General features: G+C 57.5%; 7 protein-coding genes and 2 pseudogenes. 3 read left to right on the top strand and 6 right to left on the bottom strand.

The window, feature by feature from the left end; genetic code table 11:
* A pseudogene (locus FFS27_RS03945) lies at positions 1-456 on the top strand (IS3 family transposase); the annotation flags it as partial.
* Positions 457-1,833 carry an IS30-like element ISPa37 family transposase gene (locus tag FFS27_RS03940; RefSeq protein WP_079452535.1) on the top strand — a complete coding sequence of 459 codons (1,377 nt, stop codon included), beginning with the start codon at positions 457-459 and terminating at the stop codon, positions 1,831-1,833. It abuts the pseudogene before it with no gap.
* 664 nt (positions 1,834-2,497) lie between these two features.
* Here FFS27_RS03940 and FFS27_RS03935 read toward each other — a convergent pair.
* The 6 genes from FFS27_RS03935 to FFS27_RS34010 all read right to left on the bottom strand — a co-directional run bounded on the left by FFS27_RS03935 (position 2,498) and on the right by FFS27_RS34010 (position 13,041).
* Positions 2,498-4,186 carry a nuclease-related domain-containing DEAD/DEAH box helicase gene (locus tag FFS27_RS03935; protein WP_137951935.1) on the bottom strand — a complete coding sequence of 563 codons (1,689 nt, stop codon included), beginning with the start codon at positions 4,184-4,186 and terminating at the stop codon, positions 2,498-2,500.
* The gene (drmB, locus tag FFS27_RS03930) at positions 4,186-6,045 is read right to left on the bottom strand and encodes a DUF1998 domain-containing protein (protein WP_031300920.1); all 1,860 of its coding nucleotides are present in this window, start codon (positions 6,043-6,045) and stop codon (positions 4,186-4,188) included. Before drmB ends, FFS27_RS03935 begins: the two co-directional genes overlap by 1 nt.
* Positions 6,035-9,226 carry a helicase-related protein gene (locus FFS27_RS03925; protein WP_021264925.1) on the bottom strand — a complete coding sequence of 1,064 codons (3,192 nt, stop codon included), beginning with the start codon at positions 9,224-9,226 and terminating at the stop codon, positions 6,035-6,037. The genes drmB and FFS27_RS03925 overlap by 11 nt, the downstream gene beginning before the upstream one ends.
* A 4-nt stretch (positions 9,227-9,230) precedes the next feature.
* Positions 9,231-11,108: a UvrD-helicase domain-containing protein gene (locus tag FFS27_RS03920; protein ID WP_021264926.1), complete on the bottom strand. Its 1,878-nt coding sequence runs from the start codon at positions 11,106-11,108 to the stop codon at positions 9,231-9,233.
* Positions 11,109-11,992: 884 nt separating this feature from the next.
* On the bottom strand, positions 11,993-12,223 hold the full coding sequence (locus tag FFS27_RS33495) for a hypothetical protein (RefSeq protein WP_253186032.1): 231 nt from the start codon (positions 12,221-12,223) through the stop codon (positions 11,993-11,995).
* A gap of 575 nt (positions 12,224-12,798) precedes the next feature.
* Positions 12,799-13,041 carry a hypothetical protein gene (locus FFS27_RS34010; RefSeq protein ID WP_153575148.1) on the bottom strand — a complete coding sequence of 81 codons (243 nt, stop codon included), beginning with the start codon at positions 13,039-13,041 and terminating at the stop codon, positions 12,799-12,801.
* A gap of 35 nt (positions 13,042-13,076) precedes the next feature.
* Here FFS27_RS34010 and FFS27_RS03905 point away from each other — a divergent pair.
* Positions 13,077-14,275: pseudogene (locus tag FFS27_RS03905) on the top strand (tyrosine-type recombinase/integrase).
* Positions 14,276-14,301 lie beyond the last annotated feature (26 nt).

Raw genomic sequence — 14,301 nt, 5'->3', positions numbered from 1 at the left:
TTGAGTGAGCAGGAGTCGGTGGAAGTGGTCTGTTCAGCTTTCGATGTGGCGCGGTCTTGCTACTACGTCCACCGTCTTCGACGGCGGCGTGTCGATGCTCGCCGCGTGGCGCTGCGTAGCCAGGTCAACCAGTTGTTCAGCCAGAGTCGGGGCTCGGCCGGCAGCCGCAGCATTCTGGGCATGCTGCGCGAAGAGGGCGTGACCATCGGCCGTTTCCGAGTGCGTAGGTTGATGCGTGAGCTGGGCCTGGTCAGCAAGCAACCGGGCTCGCACGCCTACAAACAGGCCACGGTTGAGCGGCCGGATATCCCGAATCGGCTGAACCGCGAATTCGCGACCGAGCATCCCAATCAGGTGTGGTGTGGCGACATCACCTACGTCTGGGAGCGGTGGATTCAACCGGTCGTTGCAACACCTTTGATCGTGGAGGTGTTTATGGGGCGACCTGCAGGGTGGATGCAGGAGTTGACGTGGCGAGGGGCAATGCGCTCGCCAGATGCCCCGTCACTTCGCCGAGAGATCGAGCGGCTATTTTGGGAACAGATCGCAACCGGGATCACAAGCGAAAGAGCGGCAGAGGCTATTAGCGTATCGTCAGCGGTAGGCACACGCTGGTTCCGTCATCGCGGCGGAATGCCATTATTCATGTCGAACCACATATCAGGAAGGTACTTGTCGTTCGCTGAGCGAGAAGAGATCGGGCTGCTCCGGGCGCAAAGTGTTGGTGTGCGTGAGATTGCTCGCCGTCTTGGACGAAGTCCGTCGACCATTTCACGGGAGCTGACTCGTAACGCAGCAACTCGTAGCGGCCGGCTCGAGTATCGCGCTTCAGTCGCGCAGTGGAAGGCTGAATTGGTTGCCAAGAGACCGAAGCCGGCGAGATTGGTGACCAACCCGCAACTGCGCCATTACGTGCAAGAGCGCTTGGAAGGCAAGGTTCATAACGCTAATGGCCGTGAGATTGCCGGTCCTCTACAGGCACCATTCAAGGGACGAAATAAACCACATCGTGGTGACCGTAAATGGGTCAATGGTTGGTCACCCGAACAGATTGCCAACCGGCTGCAAATCGACTTCCCGGATGACAAGTCCATGCGTATTTCTCACGAAGCCATATATCAGGCTCTCTACATTCAAGGGCGAGGCGCTCTCAAGCATGAACTGGTGAGTTGCCTGCGTACTGGGCGGGCGTTGCGCGTACCAAGAGCCAGGGCGCAGGCCAAAGCATGGGCACATGTCAGTGAGGATGTCATGATTTCCAGCCGTCCTGCTGAGGTGGAGGATCGTGCCTTACCAGGGCATTGGGAGGGTGATCTGATCATTGGCCTGAACCGATCCGCCATCGGGACGCTGGTCGAGCGCTCAAGCCGATTTACCATGCTCGTTCATCTGCCTCGCGAGGAAGGTTACGGGCTGACTCCCCGGACGAAGAACGGCCCCGCTCTTGCTGGCTACGGTGCTGTCACCATGACCAATGCATTGAAGAGGGCCGTGACTGGCTTACCCGTTCAGCTGTGGCGATCATTGACTTGGGATCGTGGAAAGGAGTTATCGGATCACGTCCGCTTTACCATTGAGTCTGGAGTAAAAGTCTTCTTTGCCGACCCTCACAGTCCATGGCAGCGCGGTACGAACGAGAATACAAACGGTCTTCTACGGCAATATTTCCCGAAAGGCACCGACCTGTCTCGTTGGAGTTACCAAGAGATCCAAGCCGTAGCCCATACGCTGAACACTAGACCCAGGAAAACGCTCGGCTGGAAAACACCTGCCGAGGTACTGAACGACTATCTAACATCTATTCAGCAACCCAGTGTTGCGACGGCCGATTGAATCCACCCACCTCCACGATCAAAGGTGTTGCAACGACCGGTTGAATCCACCTCGAACGAGGAAAAGGAAAGTTGCGACATGGTCGTGCTCCGGTTGCTCGGGCGAAATTGCCCGGAACCGGCGGCAGCACGGCGCAGCGCAGCCGTCAGGGGTCAACGACGGCCGTCAGGACGCCAGCGTGCACGCACGCGCAGCCCTTGACCGCGAGAACGCCGTGATACGGTGAAGGGAACAGCAAGACCGCCCCACTCCACCCCATGCTACGGATCAGCAAGCAGAGCGCGCAGGCCCTCAAGGGCCAGAGGTATCAGGGATCAAAGTCGAATGGCCGCGGCTCGTCGGCACGAGGTGCGGGGCGCAGCCCACGAGCCCAACTGCGAAACGCCAAGATGCGTTAGCCAATTGCAAACATACGAATTTGCAGCTTTAGGCCAGCGAGTAAAACAGGACAAGCCATCAGGCAAGGAGAAACATAAGAGCCTACTGACTATCAACTGCAGTTCGCTGTAACTCAGCAAAAACGGCCACAGCGAACACGCCAATACACCTATAGAATCTGGGGCTTGCACGCCCCTTCCTGATGGCCCTTGTTATTGGGAGTGGAAGTCTCAAGGGAAGTGGGGCTGTTCCGCACTATCACCCACGATAGTGGATTGGGAGTGCGTCAAGTGTCGCGATTTTCCTTGCCTGAAAGCCATCGCTCATCATCTTCGGAACACACAATACACAAGTAGGCCCGAGCTCTTGAAAGCGCGACATAGGCAAGCTCACGCTGCTCCATTTCCTCGCCGCTGACGATGAGAATTACTGCCGACCGCTCCAGCCCCTTGAACCGCCGTACTGTATCTACGACCACGTCTTCGAGTACCATGGATTCGGCGTCTGTAAACGGAATATTTGTTCCACTACTTTTTTCGAGGAAGCTTGTCCGGGCCAGAGGCCCATTGACAAGGACTGCAATGTCACCAGGAGCTACTTCCTCGTTATGTACGAGTCGTCGAAGCTCTCTGTAGGCAGCAGCGATTTTCGAATCAGGACTATCAGCGTTGAGCCAAGAGACCTCGAGACCATCGGGCCCATCGGCGATTATCTCGGGGCCCGAATAATGTGTCGAAGCGGCCTGGTGGATGTTCTTCGTGTTGCGAAGATTTCGAGAAAGCCTAACCGGGACCACGCTCAGATCATGAACACCATTCCCGGCGCTGTCGTAAACTTTCTGATTGCTATCCAAGAAAACGCGAAGACTTCCACTGCTAGTGAGACAGGCGTCGATCGCGACCCACCATTCAGCACGGAAATCCTGGCCTTCATCGACAATAATGGTGTCCCACTTTAGCGCAGGCTGGATCTCCATCGCACAATAGAGCGCGTTTGGTAGGGCACTGTCGTAGAGATCCTGCTCACAGGTATCGGACGGTATCGGGATCCCCGCCTGACGCGAGATGCGCCCGCACAACGCATGAAATCCAGCAACTGTTAGATTTTCAACGTCTTTCAGTTTTCGCTCAAGGTTTGTTGCCAACGGGCGACTATGACAAGTCAGTAGAGTCCTGCGACCTGCTGCGGCGGACCTGAGCGCTTCCTCGATCGCCACCACAGTCTTGCCAGTCCCCGCCCCACCCCGGATTAGAGCTCTCGGTATATCACGGATGATATCCAATACATGGTACTGGGACGGTTCAAGGACGCGAAACTCCGTATCGGCTTCCGCTAGAGCAGCCCCAATCCGGAAACTAAGGGTGAAGGGGTGCGCCAGTATTCTTTCCAGCGCCGCAATGCCGTCACGACCAAGCGGTTGGCAGTTGTTAGGCCGATGTCCCGCCTTCAAACGGTCGGCGATCCATTCGCCCAGCCTCTGCTCAAACTGAAGTGAGCAGCAGAACACCCAGGCCGGGCGATCAGCTCCGAGGTCGCCTCGGGGAGAACCGGCACTCGGGAAGATCACACCATGAGCGGCATGTATGAAACGCTTTGGCCATCTGGCTGACCTATTAAGACGGCTGAGAATCTCATGCTTAGCGCCTCGCGCCTGCGCTACTGGATCCTTGATCTTGTGGACAAAATTGCCGTGGTCAGTGCTGCGCCACTGAGAGTCCTTTGGATCGAAGGAAATCTCCTTCCCCCCTTTGACCTCAATCGCAAGGATACCGTGATCAGGATGTGCAACGAGAAAGTCGCATTCGCCATCTTTCTCGTTCCCCAGCCTGTCGGTACCCAGCCAAGGACTCGAGTAGAAGACATGAAAGGTATCGTTGAGAACCTCTGCCAGGCGGTTGTATACGCGAACCTCAGCGCGGTGCCTCGGGTCATCCAGTACCGATCGTGGCAGTTTCCTTGGCCAGAGTACTGCCATCAGTCTCTCCTAAGCATGTCTTCGAAATATCCGAGTCCAGAGCCTGTACCGTCACCGATCAAAAGGGCACGGTCTAAGAAGCTGTTGAAAGCTTCGCATGATGTCTCTGGAGCAAGACAGCAAGCATGGCACACTGAGTGCGAGTAACTGTTGATCGCTGCCATCATGTCCGTGATGCAAAGCGGGTCGGATGAACACCACTCGATCGCGTCAATCGCGCGCTGAAGAATGCCCTCTATGCGCCCTGTCTTTCCCTGCCGCTGAAGTCCGCCAAGCGTTCCGTCCGAATCCGGTGTCGCCGTATAAATCAGAAGCCCGGCCATCTGCTCATCGCCACTCCCGGCATAGATCCTCTCTTGAAGGGACGCTGAGGAGTATCCACTTTCCAGCGTAAGTTGGCGCATGAGTGCATGCGCAAGCGTGTGGCAGAGCATGTATCGAGGGGTGATCGCTTGCAACGGCTTGGTGTCGTCGCCGTACCGTTCCTTCCAGTCCGCCTGACGCCGAATCTCACACTCGGAGGCACGTGCAATAACATCAGGACGGTTTTCCCAAATTGATAGCCGCTCTTCGTTTAAAGCGAGAAAGATGCCCTCGCCGCGGACGTCGATGGCAGGGAGCCATTCAAGTGGCTCCTTTGAAAGCCGCGCTACCTCGGGCGAGTCGGGATCGCCAGGCGGATTGATCCGGGTGAATCCTTTGATGGCGCGAACTTCCCGAAGACGGACCGCTCGTACAACTCGAAAGATCCATGGAGCGATTTCCGGAGATACGATTTCTCTTCGGGTTTCGAAGTCGATGTCTGGAGTCCGACTACGACCTGGCTCGGTGACGAACTGTCGATATTCTGCCGGGCGCAAATCGTCGGTTCGGAGCTGCCCATACGATGCAAGGCGGTTTCTGATCGCCTCTGCCAGGTCCGCTGGCGACATTTCCAGATCCTTCAAAATGTTTTCCAGATCACCTTTCGCAAGAAAGCCGATGTAGTCCTCCAACCTTGATAAATCATCGAGATTCGTGAGAGAGCTCCACCAATCGCCCAAGACTTCCTGAAGACGGTCGGACCACGGCGGGATGCTGAGTGCTGACTCCGTCACCGCAAAGTACAGGTTGGACGCGCCGCGCTGGACCGCGTTCTGTTCCTTACCACAGACTTCATCGCCGTCGGCCAGCCATGGTCGATACCCCCGACATTTCGGCCCATGCTCCCAGGTCTTCTTTGAGAAAACCCCGTCCATTGACCGGCGTGCACCGCATTTCGGGCAACTGAGGATAAGCCCAGCGAGACCGGGACTCTCGGATTGCAGCATCAGCCCAGGGTGACGGTCTACGTTGTCACGCTGCGCCACCCGGCACTCAGGTTTGTGCCCCACCCACCAGTCCCAGGGAAACTCATCTACATGGCCATGCTTACAGGCCATGACGAAACGGACGGGGATGACGAAAACCTTGCTGTCGCCATGGGCTTTTTCCGTGCATGTCGGACAGTAACGATAAGCATGGCCCGGATCGTTCTTCCAACGCCGTTCCGGCTTGATGACGTCGCAGCTAGGGCATTGCAGCCATTTAGGGAAGCGCACAGCAACGAGACGTCGATTATCCGGATCATCATCCTTCCTACGCTCCAGCGTCACAGGGGGCGTTCTGAAGCCCTTCACACCAAGCTTCTTCTGCAAGCGCGTCTCGCGTATGACCTGTGGGTGGGCCAAACCAGCAGGAGGAAAGGAGCGATCCCATTCCTCAAGTCCCGCAGCGATTCCAGAGACGGCTCCGCCGCCCGCCCGAAAGTCCACTACCGAGCCAGGACCAAATGTCGAGACAACTGCACTACGCCGCAGATCCTGAAGGTCATTCTTCATGTGTATCATCCTTTACCCTGAGGGCAGGGGCCATCCTGAAAGGGGTTCCGGCCTCTACAGTCCGCATGGAGTTGAGGGTCGGCCAAGCTGCGCCGGTATCGCGGCCAGCAGCTCGGCGAGCGGCTGCACGCTCGGCGCTCTGAAGAAGGGATCTCCCTCCCTTGTAGTCGCTCCAGTAGACAGTAGGGGATCTTGCCCTCCATGTGTCGAGACGACGTTCAAGCTCTTCCCGAACAGCTATCTCTTCTGGATCGATCCGATCTGCACGCTCGACGATCCGGTCGATGAGATCCATCGCCAGATCCTCTGCGTCGTCATCCATTTGTGGAGAGTCGAGCATGCCTGGTACGAGATGACGTACTGCAGCCACCAGCGCCGCATGCAGCGCCCGGTCGCGAGCCCGTGATGCGAAGGGAGTAACGCTAGTCGCCTCCACGTCCCTGTAAAGGGTGCGGTGCCAGCTGCAGAACGTTTCGAAATGCGAGCGATCACGAGCCTTGGCGTTGTTGAGGACCGGGACAACAAGTCCGCTAACATCTCCCCGCCCGACCCGGCTAGTCGACTGGATGTACTCGGCGATAGTCTTGGGTTGCCCATTGACCAACATGAGACCCAGTCGGGAAATGTCCACACCGACGCTGACCATATTTGTCGCAAGAACAGCGTCGACAGCCCCCGGAAGCCCGACTTTGATGTCGAGAAGGTCGAGCATCCCGCGGATTTCTTCCTGTGTTCTCCGGGATGTGAGCTCCTCAACGTTGCTGAGAGGCCTTCTTTCTTCGGAGCGAGCATCAGCGTAGAGCGCAATACTGTCGGTGACGTCGTCCTGCATGAGGACGAGCGCTCCGCCAAGCTCGCGAAGTGAGTTGAAGTACCCAACGAGCGTCCAGTAGGCGTCTCGACGAACATCATCGCTGAATGCCCCAAAAGCAGTTTGCAGCAGGGAACCTGCGACGGCCTGCAGGGTAAACTTTGCCGATCGACCCGCCGTCGTGACACCGAGATATCGCCTTCCCACTGCCTTCGGTCGACGATCACGAACCGCGAAACCAGAGTCGTCGTGATCGATCGCTGGCGGAGGGAACTGGAATGCTTCGCGGTCAAAAAGAGCCAACACCTGCTCCGACGCTCTGCGGATCGTCGCTGTCGAGCCGATAATCTTTGCCCGATGCCCGCGCGCGGCGAACATCAGGTCAAATGCCGCTTCATAGGTTCCAGCGATTGTCCCCAAGGGACCCGAGATGAGGTGCAGCTCATCTTGGATGATAAGATCAGGCGGAGCGCCGTCCCAAACACCAAATAGGCTGTTGGTTCTTTTCTCGCGGATGACCTGGGCAAACTTGTCAGCCGTTCCTATAAGCAGGGTCGGCCGGTTGTCGTAGACATCCTCGTCGACGGTGAAGACGGGCAAAACCCCGCACATCTTGCATGACCTGTTCGTGCATTCAACATCAACAGGTGAGATCGCGCTTGCCATCGACCATTTCAGTTTCTCGCCACAGACCGGGCACCGGGAGAGCTGCTTTGGAGATGAAACCTCCAAAGCCCCTTGAAGTGAGGCGAAGGCAACCGCACGCTTGTTCGGTGTAGCGTCTCCGCCCACCCACAGCCCGATCGAAAACGGCTCATCCCCTTGCAACGGCAGGCCAGCGGGAGAAGATACTCTCCCGGAGCGTATCGCTTCCAAGGCCACTATCATTGCGGCAGACCGTGCAAATTGCTGGGTGGTCAGCAAGCGAAGTGTGTAGCGCATCAAGGCGCAGACACCCCCGTGGTCATTCGGATCATCGGAGAGGCGGCGATAGACGGCGATGCATGCGATCAGCGCAAGGTATGCTTCGGTCTTGCCTCCACCAGTGGGGAACCATAGGAGGTCCATGACACCTCTATGCTCGTGGTCACGCGCCACTGATGACGGAGCGCTCAGCAGCAGGAATCCCAGCTGGAACGGTCTCCAACGCAGAGGACCGTGGCGGCTCTTGGAACTGTCCCATGAGTGCTGCAGGTGCATGGCGAAGTTCGCCAGCTGAAAGGCACGCCGGAGCCGCGGATTCGTGAGAAGTTCAAGGACTGAGGCCCGCATACGTCCGAGCGCCTCTTCGCAGCGGACTAGGTGCATCTCAGCGATGTACTTAAGCTCACGGCTCACGTCTGCCATGTCATCAAGCCGCTTCAGCTGCAACTGTACCCAGCGATCGTAGGCGTCGCAGAAAAGCTGCAGGGCCTGTTGGAGAGACGCTGTATCGGCCAAGGCCAATGCCTCGGCCGAGAGAGGATCGAGCGCGCCGCTCTCATTGCCCAGCTCAGAGAAAAAAACATGACCATTCGGGTCAACGCCCTCAACAATGGCTGATGGCAGCCATGTCGTCCCGACCCAACGCGCAGTGGAGAGAGCCCCTGCCACCTGTTCGGAGGATTCCCATTCGGCGGAGCAGACATGCCCAACAGCAAACTCTGCCACATTTCTATACAGCAGAGCCCCGCTTTCCTCATCGCTGATCGCGGCGCTCCCATTGGCTTCATCTTGGTGTCTCGACAACCCCCGACGGGGAGGTTTCGGAACCAGCAATGTGCCTTTGCAAGGCTGGACGCGAAGCGATGTCTGGAAAAGCGACGCGGCCTCAATCTCGTTTCGGCTTTGCTCTGGAACTATCGAATTCACGAGCGAAAGAGTGACCAGAACAGCCCCGCCAGCATTGATGCATCGGACACTAAGTGAAACGTTGGGGAGTCCTTTACCGTGTACCGCAAGCGCAATCTGGCGAGGCGGTCCGGCTGACAGGTCAAGGACCGGGATTTCTATTCTGTGCGGCTGGCGAATCCAGATGTCACCACCGTCACGTTGTTCTATCCGGTACGTAGCAAAGCTGCAGATAACCTGTACTTGCGGTACGGCGGAGGATGTAGCGCTGAACGATATGCCTGCTACAGACGGTTTCTGGATCGATCCGGTTCTGACTGCATCGCTCTCACTGTCGCTGTCCTCTACCGAACTCGCCCCCGCGGTTCCGAGGCGATCATCGTCCTCCCCCGCCATCGCCGTGCGCTGGGGCCAAAGGATGCCGGTGAGATAGACATCGGATGGGCGCGCGGTCAGCTCCTCATTCTCTACACGTGGTCCGATCAGGTCCTCAAAGAGCCGACAGGCGACGATATCCCTGTCGAGTGATTTATCCTGCATGAGACTATCTCCGACCGAAAAAGGTGAAGGGAGGGAACGCCGCAACTCTAGGTGACAGGACGAAACCGGAAGAAGCCCAGGGCTCATTAAGTGTCTCAAGCTCATTGTCATCCGGGCTTAGTACGATCGTTGCACACCCCTGACCTCTCACATGATTCACATAGGTTGGAGGCTTGTGGCTACGCTTCTGGTTCCTGTTCTCGAGTATCTCCCAGAGGTCGTACGTGAGTTTGCGCGATAGCACACCAACGCAGAGCCTCTCGTTGCCGGCATATATCCTGTAGCGCCAATCCAGGTCGGGATCGGCTTCCAGCTTGTAGGTGGTGACTACATCGACGACTTTGGTCAGAAAAGCCTGTCCTGCCAAAGCATCGGCTTCGCGAAACTCGCTGTGACCTACAAGACCACGTGCTGTGATATCACCGCTACGACCAATCTCGACCATCGTTGATTGGCCTTTCTTGGTTGAGCGATGAGCCCTACCTGATGCCAAGGTTGATGCTCTAAAGGGACTACGCTCTCCGACGATTAGAGATGCGCGCGCGCGCGTGGCGCCGACAAAGAGTACGCGAGCCTCTTCAATCTCATCCTCGACGCTCTCGAATTCCGAAACGCTCGGCAGGATGAGAACAACGTTGCTCGCCTCGCGTCCTTTGCTCGCGTGAATAGTCCCAACTATCGGTCCATGCAGACCATATTCTGGGAGAGTTAGCTCGACCGGGGGGCGAGTCTGACCCAACCGCCGCCTGAGCCTCTGCATATCGATGGAACCATCCTGGCGCCCAGCAACGCGCATGAGATGCTGCCAAGCCTCAGCAGGCCCATACGGAGGCGAAACCTTGTTTTCTATACGCGCCGCCCAAAGGTCGAAAAAGTGCCGCTCTACGAGGAACAGTTCGACAAAGTCCGAGAAACAGATCGCCAGCCATGCGGGCAGGGTTGCGCCATACCCTGACACGCGCAACCGATGGGGAAGATCACAGAACTGAGACGCCATGAGCACTTCGGCACGTGTTCTGAAAAGCAGAAGGTCGTCGCTGGTAAAGTTAGCAACCTTCATGTCAGTCCATTTTAATCCGCTCTCGTCGGCCAGCTCTCGAATTCTTTGCGCCGTCTCGGCGTGCAATCCGCTGCCGTGCTTTTGTTTGTCGAGAATGTCCTGCCGCAACTCCGAAAAGATCTTCTTAAGACCGGGAGAGGACGTGCGATAGATCTCCTTCAGGGCCAGCGTAGTGAACCCCAATTTTTCTCCAGCCTGCAAACGATCAAGCAAGGGCAAATCAGCTTTGCAGCCTGCCTCTTTTCTGTGACTCCCGATACTGTTTTCAGAGAAGCCATAGATTGCCTGGGCCTCATCGGCGAACACCGTGATACCACAGTCCGACGGCAGCCGCCCCACTAGAGCCTCGATCAGGTCCGCTCGCTGTCCGACGAGATCCTGCGCTTCATCAATAACGACGTGCTCGATCTGCAGCAGCTCATCTGCTACATCCTCGTCGTTCTTCAACAGCTCAATGACTCGCGTAATATTCTCTTCGTACGAGCCGGTCAGACTGGCATTCGGATCATGCCCGGAGTGGATGGACCATGCATGCGAATCGATGGTCGCAATCCGGATAGCAAAAGACGCATCACCGACGTACGAATGTAGTCGTGCACGGATTTCTGCTACTGCGGTCCTCGTGAAACTGATCATCCATGTATTGCTGGGCTCGATGTCCTCTTCATTGATCATATAGGCAAGGCGGGCGCACGCGACGGCCGTCTTTCCGGTTCCTGGGCCCGCCTCAACGATCAGCCGTGAATCTGCATCCTCCTCGATCACTCGGAGTTGATCTGCATCCCAGTCAGACTCCAGCAAAGTATTTCCAGAAGTATCCATGGCTAAGAAATTCCTTTATTCAGCCAAATCTCTTGTTGCGAGGAGCAAGAGCAACCTCTTACGCTCCAGCAGCACTCAATCTTCTTGGCCGCTGCGAGATCAGCTCACAACGGCCTTGGAAGTAATATCTTATGGCATATGCAGGCAAAAGGCCTGCATCAGAATGATGCTTATGGATAGCGCTTGAGAGAAACCCAAGCTAAAGCCATAAAACGCACTGGCAGGACGCACGAGCCCTCATGTGATCATCGTTCTTCTGGCCCCCGCCATTTCATCAACATACCGAGCGTATCCACTTCCCCGACAAGCTCTCTGGCGATCGCCAGACGCTTTAACAGCCCCGCCCTCTCCTCACTCTTTCGCGACAAGGCTTCGTCCTCAGCCTCGCGGAAGAATGCCTGTATCCGCCGAACGTCATCCCAGGAACGAATGGCCTCAAGCAGCTCTTGCCGGGCTTCGGCCTTGGTCTTTTCCTAGCGCTCCCGCTCCCACCGCTCTTCTCCCCATTCCCGCCTTCGGATCTCAGCCTGACGCTCACCCTCCTCGACCAGGCCAGCAATAGTGGTCGCCGCCTTTGCCAGGTAGTCGACTATTTCGTCCAGTTGCCCCCGAAGTTCGCGCGCCCTGACCTCTGGCCAGCGATTCACCCAATCCGCGACTGGATAAGGACTGAATGCCTGGAGGCACAGACGCCCGGTAGCGAAGTGCTTGTGTGCGGTCCAGCTCCAACTGGGCATCAGACGACGTCGCTCAGTAGCCGGTAGCTTGCCAAGCGGGATGTACTCCCCATCGACGTACCGCGCCTCCAGCTCCTCGGTCATCTCGAAAAGAGTCAGGCCGATAGCGACGGAACCCACGAAGACGACAGTCGCCTTGGAGGGATGTCAAAGGCTTGGATAACGATTGTTAACCGTCTTTCCAGGCTTTTCCCTTTCCTCCACAGAAGCGCGGGAATAGGTGCGATCGCTCGGCGCGAGCATGACCCGATATCCAGCGGCCTCCAGTCTGAGGAACAGGGCATTGGCCATATCCAGCGCATCGTCGAGCATCCGTTCCGACACCACTACATCCACCAGGCGCCTCTGCGAAGGCTTCAGGTAGCCACTGTCGATCACCTTTCCCTTGGTAAAAAGGTCTCGTACACCGCTGACCAGGGGATGGCGGGCTGAGCGAGAAATACGTGGCCGCGGACGGGCAACCTGACGCTCAGGCGGTCTGGGAAGCGGATACCTGGCCGGCCCTGGGGCATCGCCTCTTCGCCATATCAAATGGTCTCCCGGTCGTGCATCAGGCAAGGGTACCTGGGGACTTGGCTTGCCATGCTCGAGCTTGGCCCAGTGGCCGCGCGGCGGGCGCGGCACGTTCATGGAGGTGCAGACCCTCGCCATGAAGCTCGACGAAACCCCATAGCGCTCGGCCACCCTGAGCATCGGATGACGCCACACCTCATCGTAGAGTGCCTCCCGGGACACCTGCCCAGGCGGATCATCGCGATCCGTGGCACCTAGCAGAACTGAATTCACCCACCATCCTCCTGTCGCTCAACATCAAGATATCGTCGCCTCCCGCATCGCCTGGCCGCTCGTGGCTGCACCTTCGCTTGGTCATGCAGCAACCCGCCACAGCGGGTTGCCCCTTCATCGGGTCTGTCTCGAACATGACACCCTCATGCCAGGAGGCAGATGCCATGTCAGACGCCAGCAGGAAGCCCCTGTCCAACCGGCTTTCTTGCCCACCACGCGTTATCCGGGCCGGGGCGGCGCCCGCTTATCTCGGGATGTGCAGGGATGAATTCAACAAGACCGTACGTCCATATGTCCGCGAATTTCGCATAGGCCGGCAAGGCATCGGCTTTGATCGCGAGGAGCTGGACGCTTGGGCAAACGACTACATCGAACGAGCGGTTATTGAAAAGAACGGTGCCCAGGGACAAGATCGATTCCGCAGCGAGCGCCAAGGAGAAAAACCATGGCGCGAAAAACCATCACTGGCCTCTACGAGAGAAACGGAATCTGGCATGTCGACAAGGTCGTCAAAGGTCAGCGACTTCAAGAAAGCACTGGAACAAGCAACCGGGAGGAAGCAGAACAGTACCTGATACACCGGCTCGAGAAGCTCCGACAGGAGAAGGTCTACGGTATTCGCCGAGTCAGGAGCTGGCGCGAAGCCGCGACCCGCTACCTGATGGAGTATAAGGACATGCCGTCGATCGGCCTGGCCGCCATCTACCTCGAACAGTTGGACCCCTACATCGGCGACCTACCGCTCACGCACGTCGATGACGAGTCGCTTTCCCCGTACATCAAGGACAAACTGAAGCCGAGCAGGGCATCGACCGGCAAGGTGAAGCCTAGTGTAACCCCAAGGACGGTGAACATCGCCTTGGAGAAGGTCATCCGCATTCTCAACCTATGCGCCCGGAAATGGCGTGACGAAGAGAAACGGCCCTGGCTGGACACGGTACCGATGATCAACAAGCTGGACGAGAAGCGGTCGAGGCGCCCCCCTACCCGCTTTCGTGGGAAGAGCAATCGCTGCTGTTCTCAGAACTGCCGGACCACCTGCGCCGAATGGCGCTCTACAAGGTCAACTGCGGCTCTCGGGAGCAAGAAGTGGTCAAGCTGAGGTGGGAGTGGGAGATCCCGGTACCGGAGTTGGATACCAGCGTGTTCCTGATTCCTTCGGACTTTGGAGGTAGGGACAAGGGATCAGGTGTGAAGAACGGAGAGGAACGGCTGGTCGTGCTGAACACGGTGGCCAAGTCAGTAATCGAGGGGCAGCGTGGCCTGGATCCGGTCTGGGTATTCCCGTATGGGATGCCCGACAGGAATGGCAAGGCGACACCGGTTCATCGGATGAACGATTCGGCATGGAAGAAGGCCCGGATCAGGGCTGCGAAGAAGTACCAGGAACGCTTCCTGCGACCGGCACCGAAGGGATTCGCCTCGATCCGCATCCACGACCTGAAGCACACCTTCGGGAGAAGGCTTCGGGCAGCTGGCGTCACCGAGGAAGACCGACGGGCCCTGCTGGGCCACAAGAACGGCAGCATCACCAGTCACTACTCGGCGGCGGAGCTGAGAAAACTGATCGATGAGGCCAACAAGATATCAGCGACGGACTCGCGAGGACCGGCGCTGACAATACTGAGGAGGAAGGCAGGATGAAAAGTCCCGCAAAAGTCCCTGAAACG

The sequence above is a fragment of the Pseudomonas sp. 2VD genome (genome assembly GCF_005503585.1).
Taxonomy (GTDB): domain Bacteria; phylum Pseudomonadota; class Gammaproteobacteria; order Pseudomonadales; family Pseudomonadaceae; genus Pseudomonas; species Pseudomonas aeruginosa.
Note: the sequence above shows the minus strand (reverse complement) of the source record. Positions and strands in the feature narration are given on the sequence as shown.

Coding starts and splice junctions, on each gene's coding strand:
- FFS27_RS03925 (WP_021264925.1), bottom strand. CDS start 9,226: ATGCAGGATAAATCACTCGACAGGGATATCGTCGCCTGTCGGCTCTTT.
- FFS27_RS03940 (WP_079452535.1), top strand. CDS start 457: ATGCAGGAGTTGACGTGGCGAGGGGCAATGCGCTCGCCAGATGCCCCG.
- drmB (WP_031300920.1), bottom strand. CDS start 6,045: ATGAAGAATGACCTTCAGGATCTGCGGCGTAGTGCAGTTGTCTCGACA.
- FFS27_RS03920 (WP_021264926.1), bottom strand. CDS start 11,108: ATGGATACTTCTGGAAATACTTTGCTGGAGTCTGACTGGGATGCAGAT.
- FFS27_RS03935 (WP_137951935.1), bottom strand. CDS start 4,186: ATGGCAGTACTCTGGCCAAGGAAACTGCCACGATCGGTACTGGATGAC.